The sequence below is a fragment of the Streptomyces jeddahensis genome, from assembly GCF_001642995.1.
GTDB classification, from domain to species: domain Bacteria; phylum Actinomycetota; class Actinomycetes; order Streptomycetales; family Streptomycetaceae; genus Streptomyces; species Streptomyces jeddahensis.
Genome location: NZ_LOHS01000080.1, coordinates 26,979 through 49,349 on the forward strand (window position 1 = coordinate 26,979; position 22,371 = coordinate 49,349).

At 71.8% G+C, this 22,371-nt stretch carries 23 protein-coding genes; 15 read left to right on the plus strand and 8 right to left on the minus strand.

Annotated elements, in window-relative coordinates:
* Positions 1 to 25: 25 nt before the first annotated feature.
* Positions 26 to 766 (minus strand): lysozyme, encoded by a 741-nt coding sequence (locus STSP_RS16700; protein WP_067278233.1) that lies wholly within the window; start codon positions 764 to 766, stop codon positions 26 to 28.
* 374 nt (positions 767 to 1,140) lie between these two features.
* Between STSP_RS16700 and STSP_RS16705 the strand changes: the two genes are divergently transcribed.
* The 3 genes from STSP_RS16705 to STSP_RS16715 all read left to right on the plus strand — a co-directional run bounded on the left by STSP_RS16705 (position 1,141) and on the right by STSP_RS16715 (position 4,854).
* The gene (locus tag STSP_RS16705) at positions 1,141 to 1,896 is read left to right on the plus strand and encodes a class II aldolase/adducin family protein (protein ID WP_107441316.1); all 756 of its coding nucleotides are present in this window, start codon (positions 1,141 to 1,143) and stop codon (positions 1,894 to 1,896) included.
* Between the two features lie 120 nt (positions 1,897 to 2,016).
* Positions 2,017 to 3,144: an alpha/beta hydrolase gene (locus STSP_RS16710; RefSeq protein WP_067278234.1), complete on the plus strand. Its 1,128-nt coding sequence runs from the start codon at positions 2,017 to 2,019 to the stop codon at positions 3,142 to 3,144.
* A 306-nt stretch (positions 3,145 to 3,450) separates the two neighbouring features.
* Entirely contained in the window at positions 3,451 to 4,854 is a 1,404-nt protein-coding gene (locus STSP_RS16715; RefSeq protein ID WP_078067243.1) for a hypothetical protein, read from the plus strand.
* A gap of 26 nt (positions 4,855 to 4,880) precedes the next feature.
* On the opposite strand, the gene STSP_RS16720 is transcribed toward STSP_RS16715, so the two are convergent.
* Positions 4,881 to 5,300 (minus strand): VOC family protein, encoded by a 420-nt coding sequence (locus STSP_RS16720; protein WP_067278238.1) that lies wholly within the window; start codon positions 5,298 to 5,300, stop codon positions 4,881 to 4,883.
* Between the two features lie 249 nt (positions 5,301 to 5,549).
* Between STSP_RS16720 and STSP_RS16725 the strand changes: the two genes are divergently transcribed.
* The 4 genes from STSP_RS16725 to STSP_RS16740 all read left to right on the plus strand — a co-directional run bounded on the left by STSP_RS16725 (position 5,550) and on the right by STSP_RS16740 (position 9,789).
* A complete protein-coding gene (locus tag STSP_RS16725) occupies positions 5,550 to 6,503 on the plus strand; it encodes a PQQ-binding-like beta-propeller repeat protein (RefSeq protein WP_198547363.1) in 954 nt (317 codons plus the stop codon).
* 130 nt (positions 6,504 to 6,633) lie between these two features.
* Complete coding sequence (locus STSP_RS16730) at positions 6,634 to 8,232, plus strand: ABC-F family ATP-binding cassette domain-containing protein (RefSeq protein ID WP_067278241.1); 1,599 nt, start codon at positions 6,634 to 6,636, stop codon at positions 8,230 to 8,232.
* A 414-nt stretch (positions 8,233 to 8,646) separates the two neighbouring features.
* A complete protein-coding gene (locus STSP_RS16735; RefSeq protein WP_018533414.1) occupies positions 8,647 to 8,868 on the plus strand; it encodes a helix-turn-helix domain-containing protein in 222 nt (73 codons plus the stop codon).
* A 129-nt stretch (positions 8,869 to 8,997) separates the two neighbouring features.
* Positions 8,998 to 9,789: an enoyl-CoA hydratase/isomerase family protein gene (locus STSP_RS16740; RefSeq protein WP_067278244.1), complete on the plus strand. Its 792-nt coding sequence runs from the start codon at positions 8,998 to 9,000 to the stop codon at positions 9,787 to 9,789.
* 621 nt (positions 9,790 to 10,410) lie between these two features.
* Here the strand turns inward: STSP_RS16740 and STSP_RS16745 are convergent.
* On the minus strand, positions 10,411 to 11,322 hold the full coding sequence (locus STSP_RS16745) for a hypothetical protein (protein WP_067278255.1): 912 nt from the start codon (positions 11,320 to 11,322) through the stop codon (positions 10,411 to 10,413).
* Positions 11,323 to 11,425: 103 nt separating this feature from the next.
* On the opposite strand from STSP_RS16745, the gene STSP_RS16750 reads away from it, so the two are divergent.
* From STSP_RS16750 to amaP, 5 genes are all read left to right on the plus strand, one after another.
* A complete protein-coding gene (locus STSP_RS16750; RefSeq protein WP_067278257.1) occupies positions 11,426 to 11,920 on the plus strand; it encodes an Asp23/Gls24 family envelope stress response protein in 495 nt (164 codons plus the stop codon).
* A gap of 87 nt (positions 11,921 to 12,007) precedes the next feature.
* Positions 12,008 to 12,193, plus strand: coding sequence for a hypothetical protein (locus tag STSP_RS16755; protein WP_067278259.1), 186 nt, complete (start codon positions 12,008 to 12,010; stop codon positions 12,191 to 12,193).
* Positions 12,190 to 12,546: an Asp23/Gls24 family envelope stress response protein gene (locus STSP_RS16760; protein ID WP_067278262.1), complete on the plus strand. Its 357-nt coding sequence runs from the start codon at positions 12,190 to 12,192 to the stop codon at positions 12,544 to 12,546. The genes STSP_RS16755 and STSP_RS16760 overlap by 4 nt, the downstream gene beginning before the upstream one ends.
* Positions 12,543 to 13,238: a DUF6286 domain-containing protein gene (locus STSP_RS16765; protein WP_067278264.1), complete on the plus strand. Its 696-nt coding sequence runs from the start codon at positions 12,543 to 12,545 to the stop codon at positions 13,236 to 13,238. The genes STSP_RS16760 and STSP_RS16765 overlap by 4 nt, the downstream gene beginning before the upstream one ends.
* Positions 13,235 to 13,822 carry an alkaline shock response membrane anchor protein AmaP gene (gene amaP, locus STSP_RS16770; protein ID WP_067278267.1) on the plus strand — a complete coding sequence of 196 codons (588 nt, stop codon included), beginning with the start codon at positions 13,235 to 13,237 and terminating at the stop codon, positions 13,820 to 13,822. The genes STSP_RS16765 and amaP overlap by 4 nt, the downstream gene beginning before the upstream one ends.
* A 113-nt stretch (positions 13,823 to 13,935) precedes the next feature.
* Here amaP and STSP_RS16775 read toward each other — a convergent pair whose 3' ends face one another.
* From STSP_RS16775 to STSP_RS16795, 5 genes are all read right to left on the minus strand, one after another.
* Positions 13,936 to 14,691 carry an SDR family oxidoreductase gene (locus STSP_RS16775; RefSeq protein WP_067278269.1) on the minus strand — a complete coding sequence of 252 codons (756 nt, stop codon included), beginning with the start codon at positions 14,689 to 14,691 and terminating at the stop codon, positions 13,936 to 13,938.
* A gap of 4 nt (positions 14,692 to 14,695) precedes the next feature.
* Positions 14,696 to 16,486, minus strand: a complete 1,791-nt coding sequence (locus tag STSP_RS16780) for a glycoside hydrolase family 15 protein (protein ID WP_067278272.1) — start codon at positions 16,484 to 16,486, stop codon at positions 14,696 to 14,698.
* Between the two features lie 160 nt (positions 16,487 to 16,646).
* Positions 16,647 to 16,958 carry a hypothetical protein gene (locus STSP_RS16785; RefSeq protein WP_067278302.1) on the minus strand — a complete coding sequence of 104 codons (312 nt, stop codon included), beginning with the start codon at positions 16,956 to 16,958 and terminating at the stop codon, positions 16,647 to 16,649.
* Positions 16,959 to 17,089: 131 nt separating this feature from the next.
* A complete protein-coding gene (locus STSP_RS16790; RefSeq protein WP_067278274.1) occupies positions 17,090 to 17,722 on the minus strand; it encodes a sigma-70 family RNA polymerase sigma factor in 633 nt (210 codons plus the stop codon).
* Positions 17,719 to 19,281 (minus strand): sodium:solute symporter family protein, encoded by a 1,563-nt coding sequence (locus STSP_RS16795; protein WP_067278276.1) that lies wholly within the window; start codon positions 19,279 to 19,281, stop codon positions 17,719 to 17,721. The genes STSP_RS16790 and STSP_RS16795 overlap by 4 nt, the downstream gene beginning before the upstream one ends.
* A gap of 168 nt (positions 19,282 to 19,449) precedes the next feature.
* On the opposite strand from STSP_RS16795, the gene STSP_RS16800 reads away from it, so the two are divergent.
* From STSP_RS16800 to STSP_RS16810, 3 genes are all read left to right on the plus strand, one after another.
* Positions 19,450 to 19,698, plus strand: a complete 249-nt coding sequence (locus tag STSP_RS16800; RefSeq protein ID WP_067278279.1) for a DUF3311 domain-containing protein — start codon at positions 19,450 to 19,452, stop codon at positions 19,696 to 19,698.
* Between the two features lie 109 nt (positions 19,699 to 19,807).
* A complete protein-coding gene (locus STSP_RS16805) occupies positions 19,808 to 21,985 on the plus strand; it encodes a carbon starvation CstA family protein (protein ID WP_067278280.1) in 2,178 nt (725 codons plus the stop codon).
* Positions 21,982 to 22,173, plus strand: coding sequence for a YbdD/YjiX family protein (locus STSP_RS16810; RefSeq protein WP_067278283.1), 192 nt, complete (start codon positions 21,982 to 21,984; stop codon positions 22,171 to 22,173). The genes STSP_RS16805 and STSP_RS16810 overlap by 4 nt, the downstream gene beginning before the upstream one ends.
* Positions 22,174 to 22,371: the final 198 nt, after the last annotated feature.

Consider the following 22,371-nt stretch of genomic DNA (forward strand, 5'->3'; position numbering starts at 1 on the left):
CCGCCGTGCTCGGCCTGACCCCGGGCTAGCCCCGGGCGAACTTCCTCAACGCCGTCATGGAGCCGTTGAAGAGATTCTGGTCACCCGGCAGGCTGCCGCTGTTGTCGTACTGCCAGAAGGTCCAATATTGCCAGCCCGCGGGCAGGGATCCTGCGGACTCGCTGTAGTTGGCCACCCACAGGGCGTGATTCGAGGCGAAGGCGGCGCTGTTGCCGGTGCACTTCTTCCACCAGTACGTGTTCGTGTAGATCACGGGCCGGCGGCCGGTCAGCCGCTTCACCTCGTTGCTGAAGGACCTGATCCAGCCGACCAGCTTCGTCTTGCTCATGCCGTAGCACTTCTTCGAGCTGTACGGGTTGAACTCGATGTCGAGGGCGGGCGGCAGAGTCCAGCCGTCCGCCCTCCATGATCCGCCGTTGCGCACGAAGTACTGCGCCTGTGTCCTGCCGGACGACTTGTTGGGCAGCGCGAAGTGGTAGGCGCCGCGGATCAGGCCCGCGTTGCGGGCCCCGTTGTACTGCTGGCTGTAGTACGGGTTGCGGTAGGTGTGGGACTCGGTCGCCTTGACGTAGACGAACCGCGCCCCCTTGCTCCTCGCCTTCTGCCAGTCAACGTTCTTCTGGTGCGAGGAGACGTCGTGCCCCTTCGGCTTGCCCGCTGCGGAAACCGGAATCTCGGCGAGTGCGGTGGCCCCTATCGCGAGCGTCGCCGCGGAGAACGCGACGATGCGGGCATGACGACGGGACGGTTTGTGATCACGAGCCATATTCCCCCCCGGATGGCGACGTGCATGACAAATCCACCAGAGGGTATCGGAGGCCGCTTTGTAGACCGTCGATCTCCGGCCAATCCGGTTCCGCATGGGCGGTGTGGCGTGGGTTGGGCCGTGGGCGTGCGTGTGGCCCTGGGCCGTGGGTGTGGGCGGTGGGCGTGTGCTGCACATGCGCTGTGTGCAGAAGCGGGGGGCGGCGGAAGGCCGGCGTCGCAGACGGCGGTCGGCGGCCGTGCCGGAACAGCGCGTACTCGGGCGGGGTGGCCGGTGGGGGAGCCGGCAGGGCGGCTGGCAGGGTGGTGGCGTGGCGGCCTGCAGTGCGTGCGGCCGGCGGGGCGGATTCGGATGGGTGGATGGCGATGGGTGACATGGGTAGTCGCGGCGCTGCAGGCGCGGGTAGCCAGGGGCCGAAGCGTGAGCAGGCCCTGGAGCAGCGGCAGGAGCCGGGCACGGGCGAGCCGGAGGACGCGCTGCCCCGGGATGCGCTGGGACGTGCCTGGGAGGAACTCGTCGCGACGGCCCGGCGCACCGTGGCGGACGGGCTGGTCGTCGGCACCTCGGGCAACGTGTCGGTGCGCGTCGGCGGGACCGTGCTGGTCACTCCGAGCGGAGTCCCGTACGAGCGGCTGACCGCGCAGGACGCCGTCGCTGTCGACCTCGACGGCAACCAGGTACTCGGCGACCTCGCCCCGACCAGCGAGCTGCCCATGCACCTCGCGATCTACCGCAGCACCGACGCCCGGGCCGTCGTCCACACCCACGCGGTGCACGCCACCGCCGTCTCGACCCTCGTGCCGGAGCTGCCCCTGATCCACTACATGGCGGCCGCGCTGGGCGGCCCCGTGCGGGTCGCCCGCTATGCCCTGTACGGCACGGACGAGTTGGCCGAGAACATGCTCCGCGCCCTGGCGGACCGCACAGGCTGTCTACTCCAGAACCACGGCACCATCACATATGGCGCCACCCTCGACCAGGCCTACGACCGGACGGCGCAGCTCGAGTGGATGTGCAGAGTCTGGCTGACGGCGAGCGCCCTGCCGGACCGCACGCCCACCCTCCTGTCCCGCGGCCAGCTCCGCGAAGTGGAAGAGAAACTGCGCGGATACGGACAGCCGCGGAGCTGAGCGGTGGCCGGGGGACAGGCCCCCCCGTGACGCCGGCCACCGGGGTGTGGCCGGAAGATCGCGTCACTCCAGCCCTCCGTTCCACTGGCCGCCGGACGCCCCGGCACCGACACTGGAGCCGTGCGCACCGCCAAAGCGACGGCAGCGGCCGTCACCACTGTGATCGGTGCCGGTGCGGCCATGGTCGCCGCCGGCAGGCTCGCCAGCGACGCCGCCCTGAAGGCGCCGGCCGGGCGGCCGCTGCCCACCGAGCCGCGTCTCACCATCCACGGCACCGCCGCGGGACAGGTCACCCTGACCCGTGACCTCGCCTCATTGCGCCCGGGTGTCTACGGCCTGACCGGCGAAGGCTGCCATGCCGTCGTCGGCGGCGTGCTGGACACCGCGCCGCACCCCGCCGACACCGTCGTACGCCGCCTCGAGCGCGTCACCTACGGAGAGCTGAGGCCCGGCGCGCGCGTCTGGCTCACCCCGCAGGTGCACATCGGCAACCCGAAGACGGCCCTCGGCCTCGAGTACACCGACGTCGACATCCCCGGTGAACTCGGTCCGCTGCCCGCCTGGTTCGTGCCCGGTGCGCGCGACAGCTGGGTCATCAGCGTGCACGGCCTCGGCACCACGCGCGAGCACCCCATGGTCCTCATGGAGTTCATGCACCGGCTGCGCTACCCCGTGCTCGACATCACGTACCGCGGCGATCCGGGCGCGCCCCGGTCCCCGGACGGGCTCTGCCACCTCGGCGACACCGAGTGGCGCGACCTCGACGCCGCCATCCGCTACGCACTGCGGTACGGCGCGGAACGCGTCGTCGTGCACGGCTGGTCCACCGGCGCCGCTATGGCCCTGCATGCCGCCGCACGCTCGTCGCTGCGCGACCGGATCGCCGGGCTCGTGCTGGACTCGCCCGTGCTCAGCTGGGAGGCCACGCTGCGCGCTCTCGCCGCCGCCCGCCGCACGCCGGGGCCGCTGCTGCCGCTCGCCGTGCGCGCGGCACAGGGCCGCGCCGGCCTGCACGGAGGCGCCATCGAGGAGGGCCTCGACCCGGAGGCGCTCAAGGTACCGACCCTCGTCCTGCACGGCCCCGACGACGCCGTCGCCCCCTGGGGACTGAGCCGCCGGCTGGCCGACCGCCGCCGCGACACGGTCACCTTGCACGCAGTGCCGAACGCACCGCACAACGCCATGTGGAACGCCGACGCCGCGGGCTACGAAGAGACCCTGCGCCGCTTCCTCACCCCTCTGATGTAGCCGTCCCTTCCGCTGGTGGGTGGGTCGGGGGACTGGGTGGGCAGCCGCGCCGCTAGGTTGTGGGCAATCGTTCCGCAGGGCGGAACGGGTGGGCACAACACCACGACGAAGGGTCACCCTTCTGCATGCGGTGCCCCACGCAGTGGTAACTGGGCCGGCTCACCCGACGGAGCACCTCCGCGCCCTTCCCCCGAGCCTTCCGTTTCACGGCTGATCAGGCGCGCTTGACTTGCTTTTAGGGCCTCCATCTCTACCCGCGTGGCATTCCGTTTGGGTTTTCGGACCGTCAACCGGAAGACTGCTCCCGTGACGTCCCGTATCCCGCGCGACTCCAGGCTCAGACTCGTCCGCCCGCGAACGCTTGCCGCCGCCCCGAGAGCGGTGTCCGAGCGGCGCTCCCGGCGTCCTGCCCCCAGGCCTCCCGAGGGCACTCCGCCGCCCGCGGAACTGGCCCGCATGGCGCGCAGCGGACTGGCCGGTGCCGTGCGGGTCGCGCGCTGGGCCGACGCCGCCCTGCGCCCGGGCCGCCGCGGCGCGACGCCCGACGGCGGTGGCACCCTCTCCGACGCGACCGCCGAACGGGCCGCTGCCGACCTGCACCTGACGGCCGAGCAGGTCCGCGCCGACTGGGACACCGCACGGCTCGCCGGACTCGTCGAGGTGCACGGGGACAGCGCACGCCCCGGCTGGCGGCTGCGCGCCTGGGACCGGGACGACTCCGCCGTACTGCGCGGCTGGGTCGCCCTGTTCGACGCCTGGTCGCTGGCCCACCCCGCACCGGATGAGCTCGCGCCCGCAGCGGTCGCCGAGGTCGTCGAGGCGATGCCGCAGGTGCTGTCCCTGCTCCAGCTGTCGGCCGGACCGGTTCCCGTGTCGCAGTTGCTCGACCTGCTCGAGCAGCGCGTCACGGAACTGCGCACCGAGCGCTGTGAGATCCCCTACGGCCCGCACTCCGTGCCTGCCCCACCCGCTCCCGCGACGCCGGACACCCCGCTGGGCCCGCTGCTCGACTGGGCCCTCGACGCGCTCGCCGTCGTCGGCGCGCTGACCTGCTCCGACGGGCAGGCCACGCTCACCCCCCTCGGCAGCTGGGCGGTCTGGGTCAAGCTCGAGCAGATCTGCGTGGCCGCGCAGAGCCCCGCCGGGAACATCGAGCAGCCCGCCGAGGACATGCTGCGCGGGTGCGCGCGGCTCCGACCGAACGCGGCACGTGCCGAGTACCGAGCCTGGCTCGCCGCCCGCCCCGTCGGCAGCGCCGTCACCGAACTCCTCGATGCCGCCCGCGGCGAGGACGCGCTGCTGCGCGGTCTCGCGTTCGAGGCCCTGCGGGTCGTCGGCGGCCCGGCCGAGGCGGACGTCAGAGCGGCGGCGGAGGAACCGTCGCTGCGGCCCTACGCCCTGCTGTGGCTCGCCGAACACGAGGGTGTGGACCCGGAGGACGTCCATGCGGTGCTCACCCGCGAGGAGTCGACCTGGCTGTGGGTGGACACGGCCGCGGCCGTCGCCGACCACGGAGAGGCCCAACTCCTCGTACGCCACCTGGAGTCGGCGACGCAGCCCACCGTGCCGGCGCTCCTCAACGAGGTCCGCGCCGTCGGCCACCCGCGCACCGTCCAGGTGCTGGTGGCCCTCGCCGCGGCCCACCCCGACCCGGCGCTCGCCAAGGCCGTACGCCGCGCCGCCTTCCAGGTGCACAAGGGAGGCGCATAGCCGGCCCGGAGCACGGCAGACGGGAATCAGGTGGAGGCCGTCGTCTGCGGCGCGTACGTCCCGAAGCTCCAGACGTTGCCCTCGGCGTCCCGGGCCATGTAGTCGCGCGAGCCGTAGTCCTGGTCCGTCGGAGGCATCAGGATCTCCACCCCGTGCTCCACGGCGCGCCGGTGGTGCGCGTCGACGTCGTCCACGACGACGTACACCCCGGCCGGTCCTGCGCCCTTCATCGCCTGGTCGAAGACGCCGCCGCGGCCCTTGGAGCCGAGCATCACCACGCCGTTCCCATAGGCCAGTTCGGCGTGGAACACCGAGCCGTCCTCGCCCTCGTACACAGCGACCTCCGTGAAGCCGAAGACCTCGGTGAGGAGTCTGATGGCTGCCTTCGCGTCCGCGTACAACAGCGTCGGACAGATGCTCGGACGTCCGTCTTCAGTGCCTGCCATGCCGATCACTCCTTCTCTCCCGTGCTCGGCGCCGAGCGACGCCGGAATGTGACCCGCTCCACAGTCTTGCACCGGGCACTGACAACGCCCCGGAGGCGCCGAACGAGGGACGGGTGACCTCCCCTGCGCCGTGTCGGAACGCCTCCTGCGGCCCGGCCACAGCAGCCGCGGCTACGCTCTCCGCCTGATTCGCGGGCATTCCGGGGCACACCCGGGGATATCGGATGGCGGTGCGGAAGGGGGTGTTGCGTGGCGGCTCTGCCGTTCGACGCGACCGACGTGAGCGCCTACGCGCGACATCGGGTGCGGCCCGCCCCGAAGTCACCCGTCCCCGAATCGCTGGTGGCCCAGACGCTCGCTCCGCCGCACCACCCGCCCCGGCGGTCGGCGCAGCAGCCCCCCGCGCCCCAGCACCTCACGCCGCACGCCCCTTCGCCCGGCAGCCGCTCCCGCCGTCGTTCCCGCCTTGTGTTGTCCCTGGTCCTCGGTCTGGCTGCGGTGCCCCTCATCACGGCGGCCCATCTCTCGCGCCCCGCGCCCTACGGAGACCACCTCATCGTGCACGCGCGCGTGGCGGACCCGGGCGCCGCGGAGCCGCGGCTGCGCACGACGGGCCGGGCCGTCGAGGCGTACGACCCCGCAACGGGACGCCCCAGGTGGGCCTATACGCGCGAGGGGCACAGGCCGCTGTCCGTGCTCCCCCTGCGCGGGCACGCCATCACGCTGTGGAGCGATGGACTGGTCACCGACACGGCTCGCCGTGACGGCCGCGCCGTCCGCTGGCACCGTGCCGCCCCTGAGGCCGCCGCCTGGCTGCGCACCGCACGCGCGCGTGAGGGAGCCGGTGTGCTGCAGCGGCTTGCTCCCGGCTCGCGCATGCTCGCCGTCGTCACGCCCTACCGCATCGCCGCGTACCGCCTCGCGGACGGGGATCTGCGCTGGGTGCTGCCCGCGCGCCGGGGCTGCGCGTTCGAACCCGCGCGATCCGTGCGGCACGGCCGTGCGCTCCTCGTGGCGCAGCCCTGCCGCAGCCCCGGCGCATCCTGGACGGCCGAGGTCGTGGCGGTCGACGAGCTCGGCAGGATCGTGCCGCGGCGGGCGCCCCTCGCCAACGAGCGGCCCAGCGGCCCCGGCGGCAGAGGCGGCGGCACCACAGTGCCGGAAGCGACAGTGCGCAACAACACAGCGCTCAGCGGCGGATAATCGCCGCGCACAGAAAAACCGGTTGCACAGCCCCGTTAGAATCGCTGCATGGCCATTCTCCTCACGCATTAGACGGCGTGACGTTCCACAGCCGCCCGTCCCGCCGTCCACCCTGCTCAGGAGTCTGTCCGTGATCACCGCCTCCGGTATCGAGCTGCGCGCCGGTGCCCGCGTCCTCATCGAGTCCGCCACCTTCCGCGTCGCCAAGGGCGACCGCATCGGCCTGGTCGGCCGCAACGGCGCCGGAAAGACCACACTTACCAAGGTCCTCGCAGGGGAGGGCATCCCCGCCGCCGGCACAGTCGCCCGCTCCGGAGAGGTCGGCTACCTGCCGCAGGACCCGCGCACCGGCGACCTCGACGTACTCGCCCGCGACCGCATCCTCTCGGCCCGCGGCCTCGACGTCCTGATCCGCAAGATGCGCGACAACGAACAGCGCATCGCCACCGGCAAGGGCGCGACGCGCGAGAAGGCGATGAAGCAGTACGAGCGGCAGGAGACGGAGTTCCTCACCAAGGGCGGATACGCCGCCGAGGCCGAGGCCGCCACCATCGCCGCCGCGCTGAACCTGCCCGACCGGGTGCTCGGCCAGCCGCTGCACACGCTCTCCGGCGGTCAGCGGCGCCGTATCGAGCTGGCCCGCATCCTCTTCTCGGACGCGGACACCCTCCTGCTCGACGAGCCCACGAACCACCTCGACGCCGACTCGATCATCTGGCTGCGCGACTACCTGAAGACCTACCGCGGCGGCTTCATCGTCATCTCCCACGACGTCGACCTCGTCGAGACGGTCGTCAACAAGGTGTTCTACCTGGACGCCAACCGCTCCGTGATCGACGTCTACAACATGGGCTGGAAGCTGTACCAGCAGCAGCGCGAGGCCGACGAGAAGCGCCGCAGGCGCGAGCGCCAGAACGCCGAGAAGAAGGCCGCGGCGCTCAACGCCCAGGCCGACAAGATGCGGGCCAAGGCCACCAAGACCGTCGCCGCCCAGAACATGGCCCGCCGCGCGGACAAGCTGCTCGCCGGTCTCGAGGCCGAGCGGAAGGCCGACAAGGTCGCCAAGCTGCGCTTCCCGGAGCCCGCGCCGTGCGGCAAGACACCGCTCACGGCCGAGGGCCTTTCCAAGTCGTACGGCTCGCTGGAGATCTTCACCGACGTCGACCTGGCCATCGACAAGGGCTCCCGGGTCGTCATCCTCGGCCTGAACGGCGCCGGAAAGACCACGCTCCTCAGGCTGCTCGCCGGCGTCGAGAAGCCCGACACCGGCCAGGTCGTACCGGGCCACGGCCTGAAGATCGGGTACTACGCACAGGAGCACGAGACGCTCGACGCGGACCGCACGGTGCTGGAGAACATGCGCTCCGCCGCGCCCGACATGGACCTCGTCGAGGTGCGGAAGGTCCTCGGTTCCTTCCTCTTCTCCGGCGACGACGTCGACAAGCCGGCCGGTGTCCTGTCCGGCGGCGAGAAGACCCGCCTTGCACTCGCCACGCTCGTGGTCTCCTCGGCCAACGTCCTGCTGCTCGACGAGCCGACCAACAACCTCGACCCGGCCAGCCGCGAGGAGATCCTCAGCGCACTGCGCACGTACAAGGGCGCGGTCGTCCTGGTCACGCACGACGAGGGAGCGGTCGACGCCCTCCAGCCGGAGCGGATCATTCTGCTGCCGGACGGCGTCGAGGACCTGTGGGGCGCCGACTACGCGGACCTGGTCGCCCTGGCCTGACCGGCTTCCCGTCCGGGCATGATCCTTTATCTCGGCCGTGCTCGATGGATTTCAGTCGGGCGGCGCGGCGCCCGGCTTGATCGAATTCGCTGATCCACTGCGTATGGATCATTCGGCCGATCCGTGATCCATCATCTGTGTGAGATCTCCTCATACAGCGGTGTGTCGTACATCGATTTCGGGCCGGATCGGGCACGGGTCGGAGTCGCGCCCTCATGTGCCCCTGACCTGGCACTTAGCTTGTGAATTCGGGAAGCGACGGCCGAAACGGTCGCCGGAAGCTGAAATTCCGCTCGTGTTGATCCATTCCGTCGGCCCAAACCTTGTTGCACGGACCTTGCCGAATGGGTGGCCAGGAAGCTCCGGAGGGGTGATCATGAGAGTCCAGAGCGCACTTCCCATGAGGAGGCACGGGTGGCCGAGACTCTGAAGAAGGGCAGCCGGGTGACCGGCGCCGCGCGCGACAAGCTCGCGGCAGACCTGAAGAAGAAGTACGACTCCGGTGCGAGTATTCGGGCACTGGCCGAGGAGACCGGCCGCTCGTATGGCTTCGTACACCGGATGCTGAGCGAGTCCGGGGTCACGCTGCGGGGACGCGGCGGGGCAACGCGAGGCAAGAAGGCCGCTGCGTCCTGACGCTGACGGCGGAGGCCTCCCGGGTGGCCACCCGGTCGGTCCGGTGATCGGCCGGGTGGTTACTGTGCAGTCACTTACGGGTGTCCGGGTACGGCACCCTGCCCGACTGCATCCCATCGGAGGCGCCCCATGGCTTCACTCGACCCGGTACTCGACAAGGACGGCGTGCGGCTCATCGTCGACGAGGCGATCGCCACGGTGACGTTGGCCAATCCGGCCAAGCGCAATGCCCAGAACTTCGCGCTGTGGCGGGCGTTGGCCGAGGCCGGACGGGTGTTGCCGGGCAGTGTCCGTGTCGTCGTGCTGCGCGGCGAGGGTAAGTCCTTCTCCGCGGGCCTCGACCGGCAGGCGTTCACGCCCGAAGGGTTCGACGGGGAGCCGTCGTTCATCGATCTGGCGCGGAGCTCGGACGAGCAGCTGGACGCGGCGATCGCCGAGTACCAGGAGGCGTTCACCTGGTGGCGGCGCAGGGACATCGTGACCATCGCCGCCGTGCAGGGCCATGCGATCGGCGCGGGCTTCCAGCTCGCTCTCGCCTGCGATCTGCGGATCGTCGCCGACGATGTGCAGTTCGCCATGGGCGAGACCAGCCTCGGCCTGGTCCCCGACCTGACCGGGACGCATCCGCTCGTGGGGCTGGTGGGCTACGCCCGGGCGCTGGAAATCTGTGCCACCGGGCGCTTCGTCCACGCCGACGAGGCCGAGCGCATCGGCCTGGCCAACCTCGTCGTGCCCGGCGACCAGCTGGACGCCGCGGCCCACGACCTCGCGGCCGCGCTGCTCGCGGCGCCCCGGGACGCGGTGATCGAGACGAAGGCGCTGCTCCAGGGCGCCACGACCCGCGACTACGACGCCCAGCGCGCCGCCGAGCGCGCCGCCCAGGCCCGTCGCCTGCGGGACCTGGCGGGGCTCGGCGACTGAGCGCGGCACGAACCGTTGCGGGCGCGGGCCACCGTGCCGTGCGGGGACGGGCCACTGTGCCGGTGGCCCGCCGCGCGGTGGTCTGCCGCGCCGATGGCCCCCGTGCGGGTTGTCTGTTGCGCCGGTGGCCCCCGTGCGGGTTGTCTGTTGCGCCGGTGGCCCCCGTGCCGGTGGCCCGCTGCGCGGTTGTAGGCGTGTCGGTGCCCCTGCCCGTCGTCTTTGCGTCGGATGAGTTGTCGCGGCCGAGGCCGGTGCGTTTGGGTGTGGCGCGGCCCGCCGGTGGTAGATGCGGGCCCTCGGTGCCTGTCTGGTCCGGCGCTTGCCCGTGACTGCTCGGCGCGGGGTCGGGCCGCGCGTCTGCGGGACGGTGGACCCGCCGCACGGCCAGCCGGGGTATGCCCGTACCCGCGTATTGCTGGTTCGCCGCGCGGTGAGTCGTCGCGGGCGCGAGGCCGGTGCCTCGGGGATTCGGGTTGGCTTGGCGCCGCCGGGTTGGCCGCCTCGTAGATCGGCGCCTGCCTGTACGGGTCGGCTCTCGCCTGCTCGGTGCCGCGTCGGCGTGCGCGGCCGCGGTGATTCCTTGGTGGCGGTCACGTCGGTGTCCGGGCCGCCGTAATCACGTCAGCTCAGCTCTGTCACCAGTACCGCAACCGTCGGGTGGCCGGGCAGGGACTCGGTCACGGCTGCGCGGACCGCGATCGCCACGTCGAGGGTGCGGTGGTCGCGCGAGGCTGCCAGTTCGACGCGGACGTGCCGACGCGGGAGGGCCGCGTCGGATGCCGCCTGCGAGTGCTCATCGATGTGGACCGCGCGGCCGCGGCCGCCGAGCGTACCCGTCAGCCGGACCACACCCGGCACGGCCAGCACCGCCGCGGCCACCCGGGCCTCGTCGCCGCCCGCACCCGATGTCTGCGCCGCCTCCGCAGTCCGTCCCTCGGCCACACCCGAAGGCTGTCCCGGCTCCGCCCGCCGTTCCTCGTCGGCAGGGGGCCCTTCTGCTTGTGCGCCCGCTGCGGTCTCCTCCGGAGAGCCAGCGGGCCGCCGCTGCACGTCCCCGGGCTTCCCGGCGCCCGTCTCCGCGCCCGTCTCCGCCGCTTCATCCGGGGCTGCGGCTGTCTCCTCCGTGTCGAGGAGGGCCGTCACCCGCAGGTCCACCTCCGTGACGGTCAGGCCGATGTCCTCCGTCGCCGTGGTGAACAGGGTCGTGCGCAGGCGGTCGGCCGTCGTCTGGAGCGGGTCGGCCGGGGTCGCGGCGAACTCCGCGGTGATGCGGAGCGGGCCGGGTGGCAGGGCGCTCGGCGGTGGCGGTACGGCCGGTTCCTGATGTGCGTACGGGTCCGCCGGTGCGATGCGGAGGGCGCCGAGGCGGATTCCGGCCCCAGTGTTGCCCGGTGGAGCCTCCGCCGCCGCGCGCAGCACCCGGTCGGCCGCCGATTCCGCCAGCCACGCCCCGTCGCGCGGCCCACCGAGGGGCAGCAGTCTGCCGAGGCGCAGCTGTCGCCGCACCGCCTGTGTCCAACGGTCCGCCGTCATTGCTCCAGCCTGCCGCATCCCTGGCGCGCAGCGGGGAAACCGCGCTTAATGTGGGCAATGGAGTACATCCCCTCCCAAAAGTTTCCCAAAAGGATGAGCGGCGATGACTGAGACGACACAGCAGAAAGGCCCGGAGCCCCGCGAGCAGGCATCGCCGGACGAGCGGGGCAGGAAGGGCGGCCCGGTGCGGCGCGGGGGCGGCGACCCCGGCACCCGGGGACGTACGACCATCGCCGACGGCGTCGTCGAGAAGATTGCCGGGCTCGCGGCACGCGACTGCTTCGGTGTGCATGCGATGGGCAGCGGTCTCTCCCGTACCTTCGGCGCCATGCGCGAGCGCGTGCCGGGCGGCGCCGGTGCCAAGTCCGTCACGCGTGGCGTGAAGGCGGAGGTCGGCGAGGTGCAGACCGCGCTCGACCTGGAGATCGTCGTCGTCTACGGCGTGTCCATCGAGGACGTCGCCCGCGACGTGAGGGAGAACGTGATCGCGGCCGTCGAGCGCATGACGGGGCTCGAGGTGGTGGAGGTCAACATCGCCGTCAGCGATGTGAAGCTCCCGGAGGAAGAGGAAGAAGAGTCCGAGACGAGGCTGCAGTAGCGAGCGTTCCTGGTCGGTGGGGTGACGCCCGGTCCGTAGCGGACGTCGCCCTGCCGCAGGCTCTCGAGGCTCACAGAGGAGCGCACGATGAACATGGCCGTGATCGGCTTGATCGCCGGAATGGCGCTGGGATTCGCCGGATACTTCGGCGGTTTCGGAGCCTTCCTCCTGGTGGCGGCGCTCGGCGCCGTCGGATTCGTCGCCGGGCGATTCGCGGAGGGGGACCTGGAACCCGGTGAATTCTTCCGTACCCGCGGCGAACGGCGGCGGTGACGCCGTTGCCCGGTCAGTCCGTCGAGCCTGCAGAGCGCGGCGCAACCCGGATCGCGGACCGGGTCGTCGCCAAGATCGCCGCCTGGGCGGCACGAGAGGCGCTGGACGCGGTCCCCGAGGGCGGTGAGCCGCCGCATGCGACGGTCACGGTGCACAACCAGAACGCCCGCGTCCGGATCAGCCTCGAACTGGACTATCCGTCCGACATCGGACGCCAGTGCGGTGCTGTGCGTCGCCGAGTCGCCCAGCGGGTAAAAGCGTTGGCGGGGATGGAGGTGCCCGAAGTGGCCGTCCAGGTGGAGCGGCTGCACTCGGCGTACGCGCGCAGCGCGGCACAGGGGAGGACACGGTGAGCGAGTCCCAAGGCCCGTCGGGTTCGGTCGGCGGCACCCGGCCTCTACCGGTCATCGAGCGGAAGGACGACGGGACGCAGAACGGGCTCGACCAGTCCGCGTCCGCGGCCTCGTACGAACCGCTGCCGACCGCCGAGGGCGACAACCGCAGGCCCCGTCGCTTCTGGTCCGCACGCCGCATCCCCGCGGCGCTGCTCGCGCTGCTGGTCTTCGCAGGCGCGGGGCTGATGCTGTACGACATCGCGGCCGTGCGCGCGGACCGGCCCGCGATGCAGTGGCGCAGGACCCTCGCCCGCGAGCTCGCCGAACGCCCCCTCGACGACCCCTGGATGCTGACCGGCGCCGGGGTGGCCGCCGCCCTGGGCCTGTGGCTGCTGGTGCTCGCCGCCACACCGGGCCGCCGGGCGGTCCTGCCGATGCGGCGCGTGCACCCCGACGTACGGTCCGGGCTGCACCGCGACGCCGCCGCCATGGTGCTGCGCGACCGGGCCATGGAGGTCGCCGGAGTGCAGTCCGTACGGGTGCGTGCGAGGCGCAGGAAGGTCGATGTCCGCGCGGTGTCGCACTTCCGTGACCTCGACGACGTGCGCACCGACTTGGACACCGTGCTCGCGGACGGTGTACGGGAGCTGGGGCTCGGCCGGGCGCCCGCACTCTCCGTGCACGTCCGCCGGCCCGGCCGGAAGGGATGAGTGCCGTGCTGGGGACGGTCAACCGCGTACTGCTCGGCATCGCCGGCCTGGTGCTGCTGGTGCTGGGCGGCTCGGTGCTCGCTGTCGGCCTCGGCGTCACGCCGCCGTCGTGGTGGATCCACGACGGCAAGGACGACGTGCTGGTGAGCGACGCCGACCGGGCCAGGTGGCAGGACCAAGGCTGGTGGTGGCCCGCCGTCATCGCCGTCCTCGCGGTGTCCTTGGTGCTCGCCCTGTGGTGGCTGTCGGCCCAGCTGCGCCGGCGGCGGCTGGCCGAGGTGCTGGTCGACACCGGCGACGGCGAAGGGGCGCTGCTGCGCGGGCGGGCCCTGGAGACCGTCCTGGCGAGCGAGGCGGGAACGCTGGACGGTGTCGAGCGGGCGCACGCCACGCTGACCGGGCGGCGGAGCGCCCCCAAGGCGCGGGTGCGGCTGGTGCTCGAGCCGTTCGCCGCGCCTGGTGATGCGGTGCGGAGGCTGGTGGGCGAGGCGCTCGCCCATGCGCGGGGCTCCGCCGGGCTTGACCGGCTGCCTGCCGAGGTTCAGCTCCATGCGGTACGGCACCGCGCGGAGCGGGTCAGTTGAGGCACCGTGCGTCGTGGGGCTGTGCCCACCCTCCCCCAAGCTCTCGGCTCCGCTCGAGCAGGGGGAACCCCCATCGCCCTGCGGAACGATTGCCCACAGCAGATACGACCCCCTCAGAAGCCGTGCCTTGCGCCGCCGTCCACCGGGAGCATGATTCCCGTCAGGTACGACGCCGCCGGTGACAGCAGGAATGTCGCTGTGCGGCCGAATTCCTCCGGGGTGCCGTAGCGGCGCAGCGGGATGTTCGCCTCGTTGGCAGCGCGGGCGGCCTCCGGGTCGGCGGAGAGGGCGTCCAGCTCGCGGACTCGGTCCGTGTCGATACGGGACGGCAGCAGACCTATGACGCGGATGCCGCGCGGACCGAGCTCGTCGGCGAGCGACTTGGCGAAACCCGCAAGCCCCGGGCGCAGGCCGTTGGAGATCGTCAGCCCGGGGATCGGCTCGTGCACCGAGCCGGACAGGACGAAGCCGATGACGCCGCCCTCGCCGAGCTCCGCCGCGGCCGCACGCGCCAGCCGCACCGCGCCGAGGAAGACGGACTCGAACGCCGCCTGCCACTGCTCGTCGGTGTTGTCGGCGACGAAACCGGGAGCGGGGCCGCCGACGCTGATCAGTACGCCGTCGAAGCCCCCGAAGTGCTCGCGCGCCGCGGCGATGAGGCGCCCGGCTGCGGCGGGGTCCGCGTTGTCCGCGGCCACGCCGACGGCGTTCGGGCCCAGTTCGGCGGCGGCATCGGCGACGCGCTTCTCGTCCCGGCCGGTGATGACCACCTTCGCGCCGTCGGCGACGAGTTCGCGCGCCGCCGCGTTGCCCAGTCCCCGGGTGGCTCCGGTGACGACGTAGACACGGTCCTTCAGTCCAAGATCCATGGCCCTATCCTGCCTCCTCGGTCCCGAACAGGGTGAAAGCGGCCCCGACCAGGCCGATGTGGCTGAACGCCTGCGGGAAGTTCCCGAGCTGCCTGCGGTGCACGGGGTCGTACTCCTCCGCGAGCAGGCCCACGTCGTTGCACAGCCCCACCAGCCGTTCGAACAGCTCGCGGGCCTCCTGCGTGCGTCCCGTCAGGTGCAGGGCGTCCGCGAGCCAGAAGGAGCAGGCGAGGAAGGCGCCCTCGCCGCCGGGCAGTCCGTCGACGTTCGTCTCGTCGTCCGTGCTGTAGCGGCGCAGAAAGCCGTCGTGGGCGAGCTCCTTGCGGACCGCTTCGATGGTGCCGGTCACCCGTGGGTCGTGGGGTGGCAGGAATCCGACGCGCGGAATGAGCAGCAGGGCGGCGTCCAGTTCACGTGAGCCGTAGGACTGGGTGAACGTGCCCCGTTCCGGGTCGTAGCCGCGCTCGCACACCTCGCGGTGCACCGCATCCCGCATCGCGCGCCAGCGGTTGATGTCACCGCGCAGTCTCGGGTCCGCCTCCAGCGCGCGGACGGTACGGTCGGCGGCCACCCACACCATGATCTTGGAGTGCACGAAGTGGCGGCGCGGGCCGCGGACCTCCCACAGCCCCGAGTCCGGTTGCCGCCAAACCGACTCCAGGAACTCCAGCAGGCGGAGCTGCACCTGCCACGCGTGCGGCTTCGGCGGAAGGCCCGCCTGGCGCGCCAGCATGAACGAGTCGACGACCTCGCCGTACACGTCGAGCTGCAGCTGCTGCACCGCCTCGTTGCCGATCCGCACCGGGGGCGAGTCCGCGTATCCCGGCAGCCACGGCAATTCGTACTCCGGGATCCTGCGCTCGCCCGCCAGGCCGTACATGATCTGCAGGTCGCCGGGGCTGCCCGCGACCGCGCGGAGCAGCCAGTCCCGCCAGGCCTTGGCCTCTTCGTGGTAGCCGGCGGCCAGCAGCACGCCGAGCGTGAGCGTCGAGTCGCGCAGCCAGCAGTAGCGGTAGTCCCAGTTGCGCACGCCGCCGATCTCCTCGGGGAGCGAGGTGGTGGCGGCGGCGACGATGCCGCCGGTCGGCGCGTACGTGAGGGCCTTGAGCGTGATGAGCGAGCGCAGGACCGCGTCCGCGTACGGGCCCTTGTACCGGCACCGGTCCGCCCAGGCCTGCCAGTCCTCGAGGCTGTCTGCCAGCGCCTTGTGGGGGTCGCACTGCGGTGGGCGCGGCTCGTGCGAGGGGTGCCAGGTGAGCACGAACGCCACCTTCTCGCCCTTGCCGACCGTGAACTCCGCGTGCGTACCGAAGTCCTTTCCCCAGGTGCGCACTTCGGGCTCGCTGCGCAGCCACATCGAGTCGGGGCCCGCCACGGCCACGCGATGGCCGTCGGACCTGCGCATCCAGGGGATGACGGAGCCGTAGTCGAAGCGCAGCCGGAGGGTGCTGCGCATCGTCACCTCGCCGTCGAGGCCCTCGACGATGCGTACGACATCGGGGCAGCGGTCGCGCTGCGGCATCAGGTCGGTGACGCGGACCGTGCCGGTCGCGGTCTCCCACACGGTGTCGAGGACGAGTGAACGCGGGCGGTACGCACGGCGGGTGCACGGGCCGTCCTCGCCCTTCGGCGCGATACGCCAGTGCCCGTTCTCCTCGTCGCCGAGGAGCGCGGCGAAACAGGCCGCCGAGTCGAAGCGGGGCAGGCACAGCCAGTCGATGGAGCCGTCCCTGCTCACGAGGGCGGACGTCTGGTGGTCGCCGATGAGCGCGTAGTCCTCGATGGGTCGGTGCACGTCTGGCGGATTCCCGGCGGGGACCGATGCCAACCCGGACGGGCCTCTGGGCGGGTGACCGGACCCGGCGGATCCGGCGGCATGGGGCGTCGCCGGGTCCTCGGCTTCGGGGGCGGCGCGTCCCCCCGAGCGGTGGGGGCGGGCTCCAGCTGACATCGTGTCAGCCGGAGCCGGAGCCGGAGCCGGAGCCGGCGGCGGCCTGGGCGGCCGTGCGGGCGTCGGAGAAGATGACACCGGGGTCGGACGGGGCCTGGTTGAGCACCCACAGGCCGATCAGCGTCGCCAGGGCGAAGACGACCGTGATCAGCACGGCGAGGACGAGACGCCGCCGGCGCTCGCGGCGCAGCCAGTCACCGCGGGCCGTGCGGTACGCGTCGGGGGCGGCCTGCACCCCACCGGCCAGCGCCTCGAGGGCTGCGCGCAGTTCGAGTTCGGTCCTGTCGTGTGCGGTCGCGGTCCGGCCCGGGTCCACCCCAGCCGCCTCCGTCCTGTTCAGCTCTCTCCTGTTCAGTTCTTCCGTGCTGTTCAGTGCTTCCGTCCTGTCCGGTTCCATCGCGTCCTGTTCCGTCCGGCCCGGTTCCGTCCTGTCCGGTGTGGTGTCGTTCATCGCCGAGCCTCCATCACCTGCGTCAGGGCGGCGATGCCGCGCGCGGTGTGCGTCTTGACGGAGCCGCACGAGATCCCCATGGCGGCCGCGATCTCGCTCTCCTTCAGACCGAGCCAGTGGCGCAGGACGAGCGCTTCCCGCTGCCGGGCAGGCAACTGCTGCAGTGCGCTGATCAGCACGCGCTGGTCGTCGTGGAGCAGGGCGGTGCTCTCCGCCGAGGCGACGTTGTCCGCCGGCGGCGTCTCCGCGTGCTTGCGGGCGACCTGGAGGTGGCGTATGCGCATACGGGTCAGATTGCACACCGTGGAGCGCAGATACGCCTCGGCCGCCTCGGCGTCCCGCAGCCGCCGCCACTTCCGGTAGATCTGGTAGTAGGCCTCGGCCACCACGTTCTCGGGGTCGTCGGCGCCGAGCAGGACCGCGAGGCGGAGCATCGAGGCGTAGTGCCGGTCGAAGAGGTCGGCGAGGGCGGCCTCCCGCTCGAGGTCGGCCGGGTCGCTCACCGCGGGGGCCAGGGCGGGTGGGCCGGCCGCGTGCTCGGCCGGGGCCGACGTGGTCTCCACGGCTGCCGGGTGCTTGGCCGCTGCCGGCTGCGGCGGCTTGACCGGGGTGTCCTGTCTCGTTCTCACGGATTGCTCGCTCCCGTCTCGGGGCGTCGCCTGAGGGTCAGGCGGGACGGCAGGTCGGTCGCGTCGGCGCCGCGAGGGACGCCGAGGCGTTCGAGAGCCGTGGACGTGACCACGGCGACGGTCAGGTTGAGAAGCAGGGCCACCAGCCCGGCGTAGATCTCCAGCGGCTGGTCGGCGGGGCCGAAGGGTACGACGGACGAGAAGCCCTCGCGCACCACCATCACGGTCCCGGACGCCATGCCCACCGCCCACCCGGCGAGCAGGGCACGGGGATGCAGCCGCCCGGTGAACAGGCCGACGGCCACGGCGGGGAAGATCTGCAGGATCCATACGCCGCCGAGCAGTTGGAGATTGATGGCGTCCTGGTCGCGCAGGCCGAACACGAAGGCCACTGCGCCCACCTTCGCGGTGAGCGAGACGGCCTTGGCGATCCGTACCTGCCGCTTGGGCGTGGCGGTGGGGTGGAAGTACTCGACGTAGACGTTCCGCACGAACGACGTCGCGGCCGCTATCGACATCACGGCGGCCGGTACCAGCGCACCCACGATGATCGCGGCGAACACCAGCCCGGCCAGCGGAGCCGGCATGAGGCGGTCGACGAGCATCGGCACGGCCGCCTCGGCGCCGCCCTCGGGGGCGCGTACTCCCGCCGCCACGGCCGCGATGCCCAGCATGCCGAAGAGGGCGAGGAGCGCCGTCCAGGCGGGCAGGGCCACGGAGACCTTGCGCACCGTGTCAGGCCCTGAGGCGGCGAAACCGGCCGTGAGCACGTGCGGGTACATCAGCAGGGCCAGCGCGGAGCCCAGGGCGAGGGTGGCGTACGCGGGCTGCTGCGCGGGGAAGAGGAGCAGCGGATTCCGGTCCGCGCCCGCCTCGGCGAGCCGGTGTGCCGCGGTGTCGAAGACCGCCCCCGGACCGCCGAGCCGGTTCAGGACCAGCCAGCAGACGGCGGTGAGCGAGGTGAAGACGGCGACCGCCTTGAGGGCCGAGATGACCGTGGGGGCGCGCAGGCCGTGCCGGTAGGTCGCCACCGCGAGCCCGGCGAAGAGCGCGACCATCACCAGGTCGCCGGCGGCGCCCCGCGGATACAGGCCGCCGGCGGTGAGCACCGCACGTATGCCGAGCAGCTGGAGCGCGAGATACGGCATCGTCGCGAGGATCCCGGTCAGCGCCACCACCAGCGCCAGCGGCGGTGAACCGTAGCGTCCGCGCACGAAGTCGGCGGCGGTGACATAGCCGTGGCGGCGGGCCACGGCCCACAGCCGGGGCAGCAGGACGAAGGCGAGCGGGCAGACGATCACCGTGTAGGGCACCGCGAAGAAGGCCGGCGCGCCGCTGCCGTACGCAAGGCCCGGTACGGCGGTGAAGGTGTACGCGGTGAAGATCGTGCCGCCGAGCAGCAGCCAGGTCCACACGGGTCCGAGCCCCCGGTCGGCCAGCGCCCAGCCCTCCAGCGACGGCAGCCGGTCGCTGGGATGCAGACGCCGGGCCGTGACGGCGAGCAGCGACGCCCCGCCGATGACGGCGAGGAACGTCGCGGTCATGGCGCCATCCGCCATGGGTCACCGTCCTTGGTGTGCCTGAGCCCTCGCGGGGGAGTTGCGCGGGAGGCCGATCCGGATGACAGAAAACCGGCGGAAATCTTCTGGAAAATTCGCTGTCAACCGGTTCCGCCGGGTGCGCAACTCTTGCACAGACCGACAGCCGGCGGGAGAGGAGCGCAGGTCATGGCACGGACCGGTCACCACCGGATACGCAGGGTCGCCGTCGTCCTGCTGCTCGCTCCCGCCGCGGGGCTGCTGTGGGTCCCCTGGTACGCCGGTGCGAGCCCGCGGCTGGCGGGGATGCCGTTCTTCTACTGGTACCAGCTCGCCTGGGTGCCGGGATGCGGCCTCTGCCTGCTCGCCGCGCATCTGCTGGCCAGGAACGAACGCCGGCGTCCCCGATTCCGGGCGCGCCCGGGCGGGCGCTCGTAAAACCCCTCGTCATCACCCATCGTCACACCGTTCGTATCACCCGTCATAGCACGCCCCTTTGCACCCACTTCACCCCCGTCACCGCCCACCGCCAAGGTGAGGAGCCGCCATGCCTGTGTCCGCCATGCCCGAATCCGGTCACCCGGAGCCCCCAGCGCCGCCTTCGTCCTCGCCCCGTGCCCGTATGACACCGCGGGCGATCCTGCTGTGGATCGCCGTCGCCGTCGTCGGCGCGGTCGGGTGGGGCGTGCTCGCCCTCTCCCGGGGCGAGGAGATCTCCGCCGTCTGGTTGGTGATGGCCGCGCTCGGTTCGTATGCGATCGCCTACCGCTTCTACTCCCGCTTCATCGCCCGCCGGGTCCTCCAGGTCGACGACACCCGCGCCACCCCGGCCGAGCGGCTGGAGGACGGGGTCGACTACCACCCCACCGACAAGCGGGTGCTGTTCGGCCACCACTTCGCGGCCATCGCCGGCGCCGGTCCGCTGGTCGGACCGGTCCTGGCCGCGCAGATGGGCTATCTGCCGGGCACCATCTGGATCATCGCGGGCGTGATCTTCGCCGGCGCCGTGCAGGACATGATCGTCCTGTTCCTCTCCATGCGCCGGGACGGCAAGAGCCTGGGCCAGATGGCCCGGGACGAGATCGGCAAGGTGGGCGGTGCGGCCGCGCTGATCGGTGTCTTCGCCATCATGATCATCCTGCTCGCGGTGCTGGCGATGGTCGTCGTCAACGCGCTCGCCGAGTCCGCCTGGGGCACCTTCTCGGTCGCCATGACCATCCCCATCGCCCTCTTCATGGGCTTCTACCTGCGCTACCTGAGGCCGGGCAGGGTCGTCGAGACCAGCGTCATCGGTGTGGCGCTGCTGCTGCTCGCCATCCTCGGCGGCGGCTGGATCCAGGACTCCTCCCTGGCCGGGTACTTCATCTGGAGCCCCGAGACTCTGGTCTTCTGCCTGGTCGGCTACGGCTTCGTCGCGTCCGTGCTCCCCGTGTGGATGCTGCTGGCCCCGCGTGACTACCTGTCGACGTTCATGAAAGTCGGCACCATCGCCCTGATGGCCGTGGGTGTCGCCGTCGCCGCCCCGACCCTCAAGGCCGAGTCGGTCACCGAGTTCGCCTCGACGGGCGCCGGACCGGTCTTCGCCGGATCGCTGTTCCCGTTCCTGTTCATCACCATCGCCTGCGGAGCCCTGTCCGGCTTCCACGCGCTCGTCTCCTCCGGCACCACGCCGAAGCTGATCCAGAAGGAGTCCCAGGTCCGGCTGATCGGCTACGGCTCCATGCTCACGGAGTCGTTCGTCGCCGTGATGGCGCTGATCGCCGCCTGTGTCCTCGAACCGGGCCTCTACTACGCGATGAACTCCCCGGCCGCGCTGCTCGGCCCGACCGTGGAGACCGCGTCGGAGGCGGTGAAGGGCCTCGGCTTCAGCATCACCCCGGACCAGCTGACGGCCGCGGCCAAGGCCGTCGAGGAGCAGACGCTGGTCGGACGCTCCGGTGGCGCGCCCACGCTGGCCGTGGGCATGTCGGAGATCTTCGCCGGGGTATTCGGCGGCGCCGGGATGAAGGCCTTCTGGTATCACTTCGCCATCATGTTCGAGGCGCTGTTCATCCTGACCACGGTGGACGCCGGCACCCGGGTCGGCCGCTTCATGCTCCAGGACATGCTCGGCAACGTCTGGAAGCCGATCGGACGCGTCACCTGGAAGCCGGGCATCTGGATCACCAGCGCCCTGGTCGTGGGCGCCTGGGGCTACTTCCTCTACGCCGGTGTCACCGACCCGCTCGGCGGCATCAAGCAGCTGTTCCCGCTGTTCGGCATCGCCAACCAGCTGCTGGCCGCGGTCGCTCTCGCCGTCACCACGACCATGCTCATCAAGGCCGGCAAGCTGCGCTGGGCGTGGGTGACCGGCATCCCGCTGGTCTGGGACGTGGCCGTCACCTTCACCGCCGGCTGGCAGAAGATCTTCTCCGACGACCCGAAGATCGGCTTCTTCGCCCAGCGTGACGTCTACGCGGATGCCATCGACGCGGGGAAGCTCCTGCCGGGCGCCACGGACATGGACGACATGCACACCATCGTCCTCAACAACACCGTCGACGGCGTGATCATGGCGATCTTCCTGCTGCTGGTCCTCACGGTCCTGGTCAACTGCGCGGTGGTGTGCGTCCGCGCCATCCGCGCCACCGAGCCACTGCCGACGACCGAGGCACCGTACGTCGCGTCGCGCATCGACGTGCCGGAGCAGCGCAGCGACGACACGCTGGTCGGGGCGGGCTCATGAGCGCCGTACGGAAGGTCGTGGACACCGTGCTCTGGTACGCGCGGGAAGTGACGGGCGAGACGGAGTACGACCGCTACTGCGAGCGGCACCGTCGCCACCACCCGCACGCACCGGTACCGACCCGCCGGGAGTACGAGCGGATGCGCACCACGCAGCGCGAATGCGAGGCCCCCGGCCGCTGCTGCTGAGCCGGAACGGCTCGGCAAGCGCCTTGGACCGCGGGGCGGGCGCTCCTTCCATGCCCATTCCAGCCCGTCCGGCGTTTGAGGACGAGCCCGAAGGGCGATCGGGGGGTCTGGGGGCGGAGCCCCCAGCGGGGTCCAGGGGCAGCGCCCATGGTTACGGGAAGGGGCGGGGTGGGGGAGAACGCACCTACACGGCGGCGG

Coding starts and splice junctions, on each gene's coding strand:
- STSP_RS16740 (WP_067278244.1), top strand. CDS start 8,998: ATGGCTTCACTCGACCCGGTACTCGACAAGGACGGCGTGCGGCTCATC.
- STSP_RS16745 (WP_067278255.1), bottom strand. CDS start 11,322: ATGACGGCGGACCGTTGGACACAGGCGGTGCGGCGACAGCTGCGCCTC.
- STSP_RS16750 (WP_067278257.1), top strand. CDS start 11,426: ATGACTGAGACGACACAGCAGAAAGGCCCGGAGCCCCGCGAGCAGGCA.
- STSP_RS16755 (WP_067278259.1), top strand. CDS start 12,008: ATGAACATGGCCGTGATCGGCTTGATCGCCGGAATGGCGCTGGGATTC.
- STSP_RS16775 (WP_067278269.1), bottom strand. CDS start 14,691: ATGGATCTTGGACTGAAGGACCGTGTCTACGTCGTCACCGGAGCCACC.
- amaP (WP_067278267.1), top strand. CDS start 13,235: ATGAGTGCCGTGCTGGGGACGGTCAACCGCGTACTGCTCGGCATCGCC.
- STSP_RS16810 (WP_067278283.1), top strand. CDS start 21,982: ATGAGCGCCGTACGGAAGGTCGTGGACACCGTGCTCTGGTACGCGCGG.
- STSP_RS16700 (WP_067278233.1), bottom strand. CDS start 766: ATGGCTCGTGATCACAAACCGTCCCGTCGTCATGCCCGCATCGTCGCG.
- STSP_RS16795 (WP_067278276.1), bottom strand. CDS start 19,281: ATGGCGGATGGCGCCATGACCGCGACGTTCCTCGCCGTCATCGGCGGG.
- STSP_RS16720 (WP_067278238.1), bottom strand. CDS start 5,300: ATGGCAGGCACTGAAGACGGACGTCCGAGCATCTGTCCGACGCTGTTG.
- STSP_RS16805 (WP_067278280.1), top strand. CDS start 19,808: ATGCCTGTGTCCGCCATGCCCGAATCCGGTCACCCGGAGCCCCCAGCG.
- STSP_RS16705 (WP_107441316.1), top strand. CDS start 1,141: ATGGGTAGTCGCGGCGCTGCAGGCGCGGGTAGCCAGGGGCCGAAGCGT.
- STSP_RS16800 (WP_067278279.1), top strand. CDS start 19,450: ATGGCACGGACCGGTCACCACCGGATACGCAGGGTCGCCGTCGTCCTG.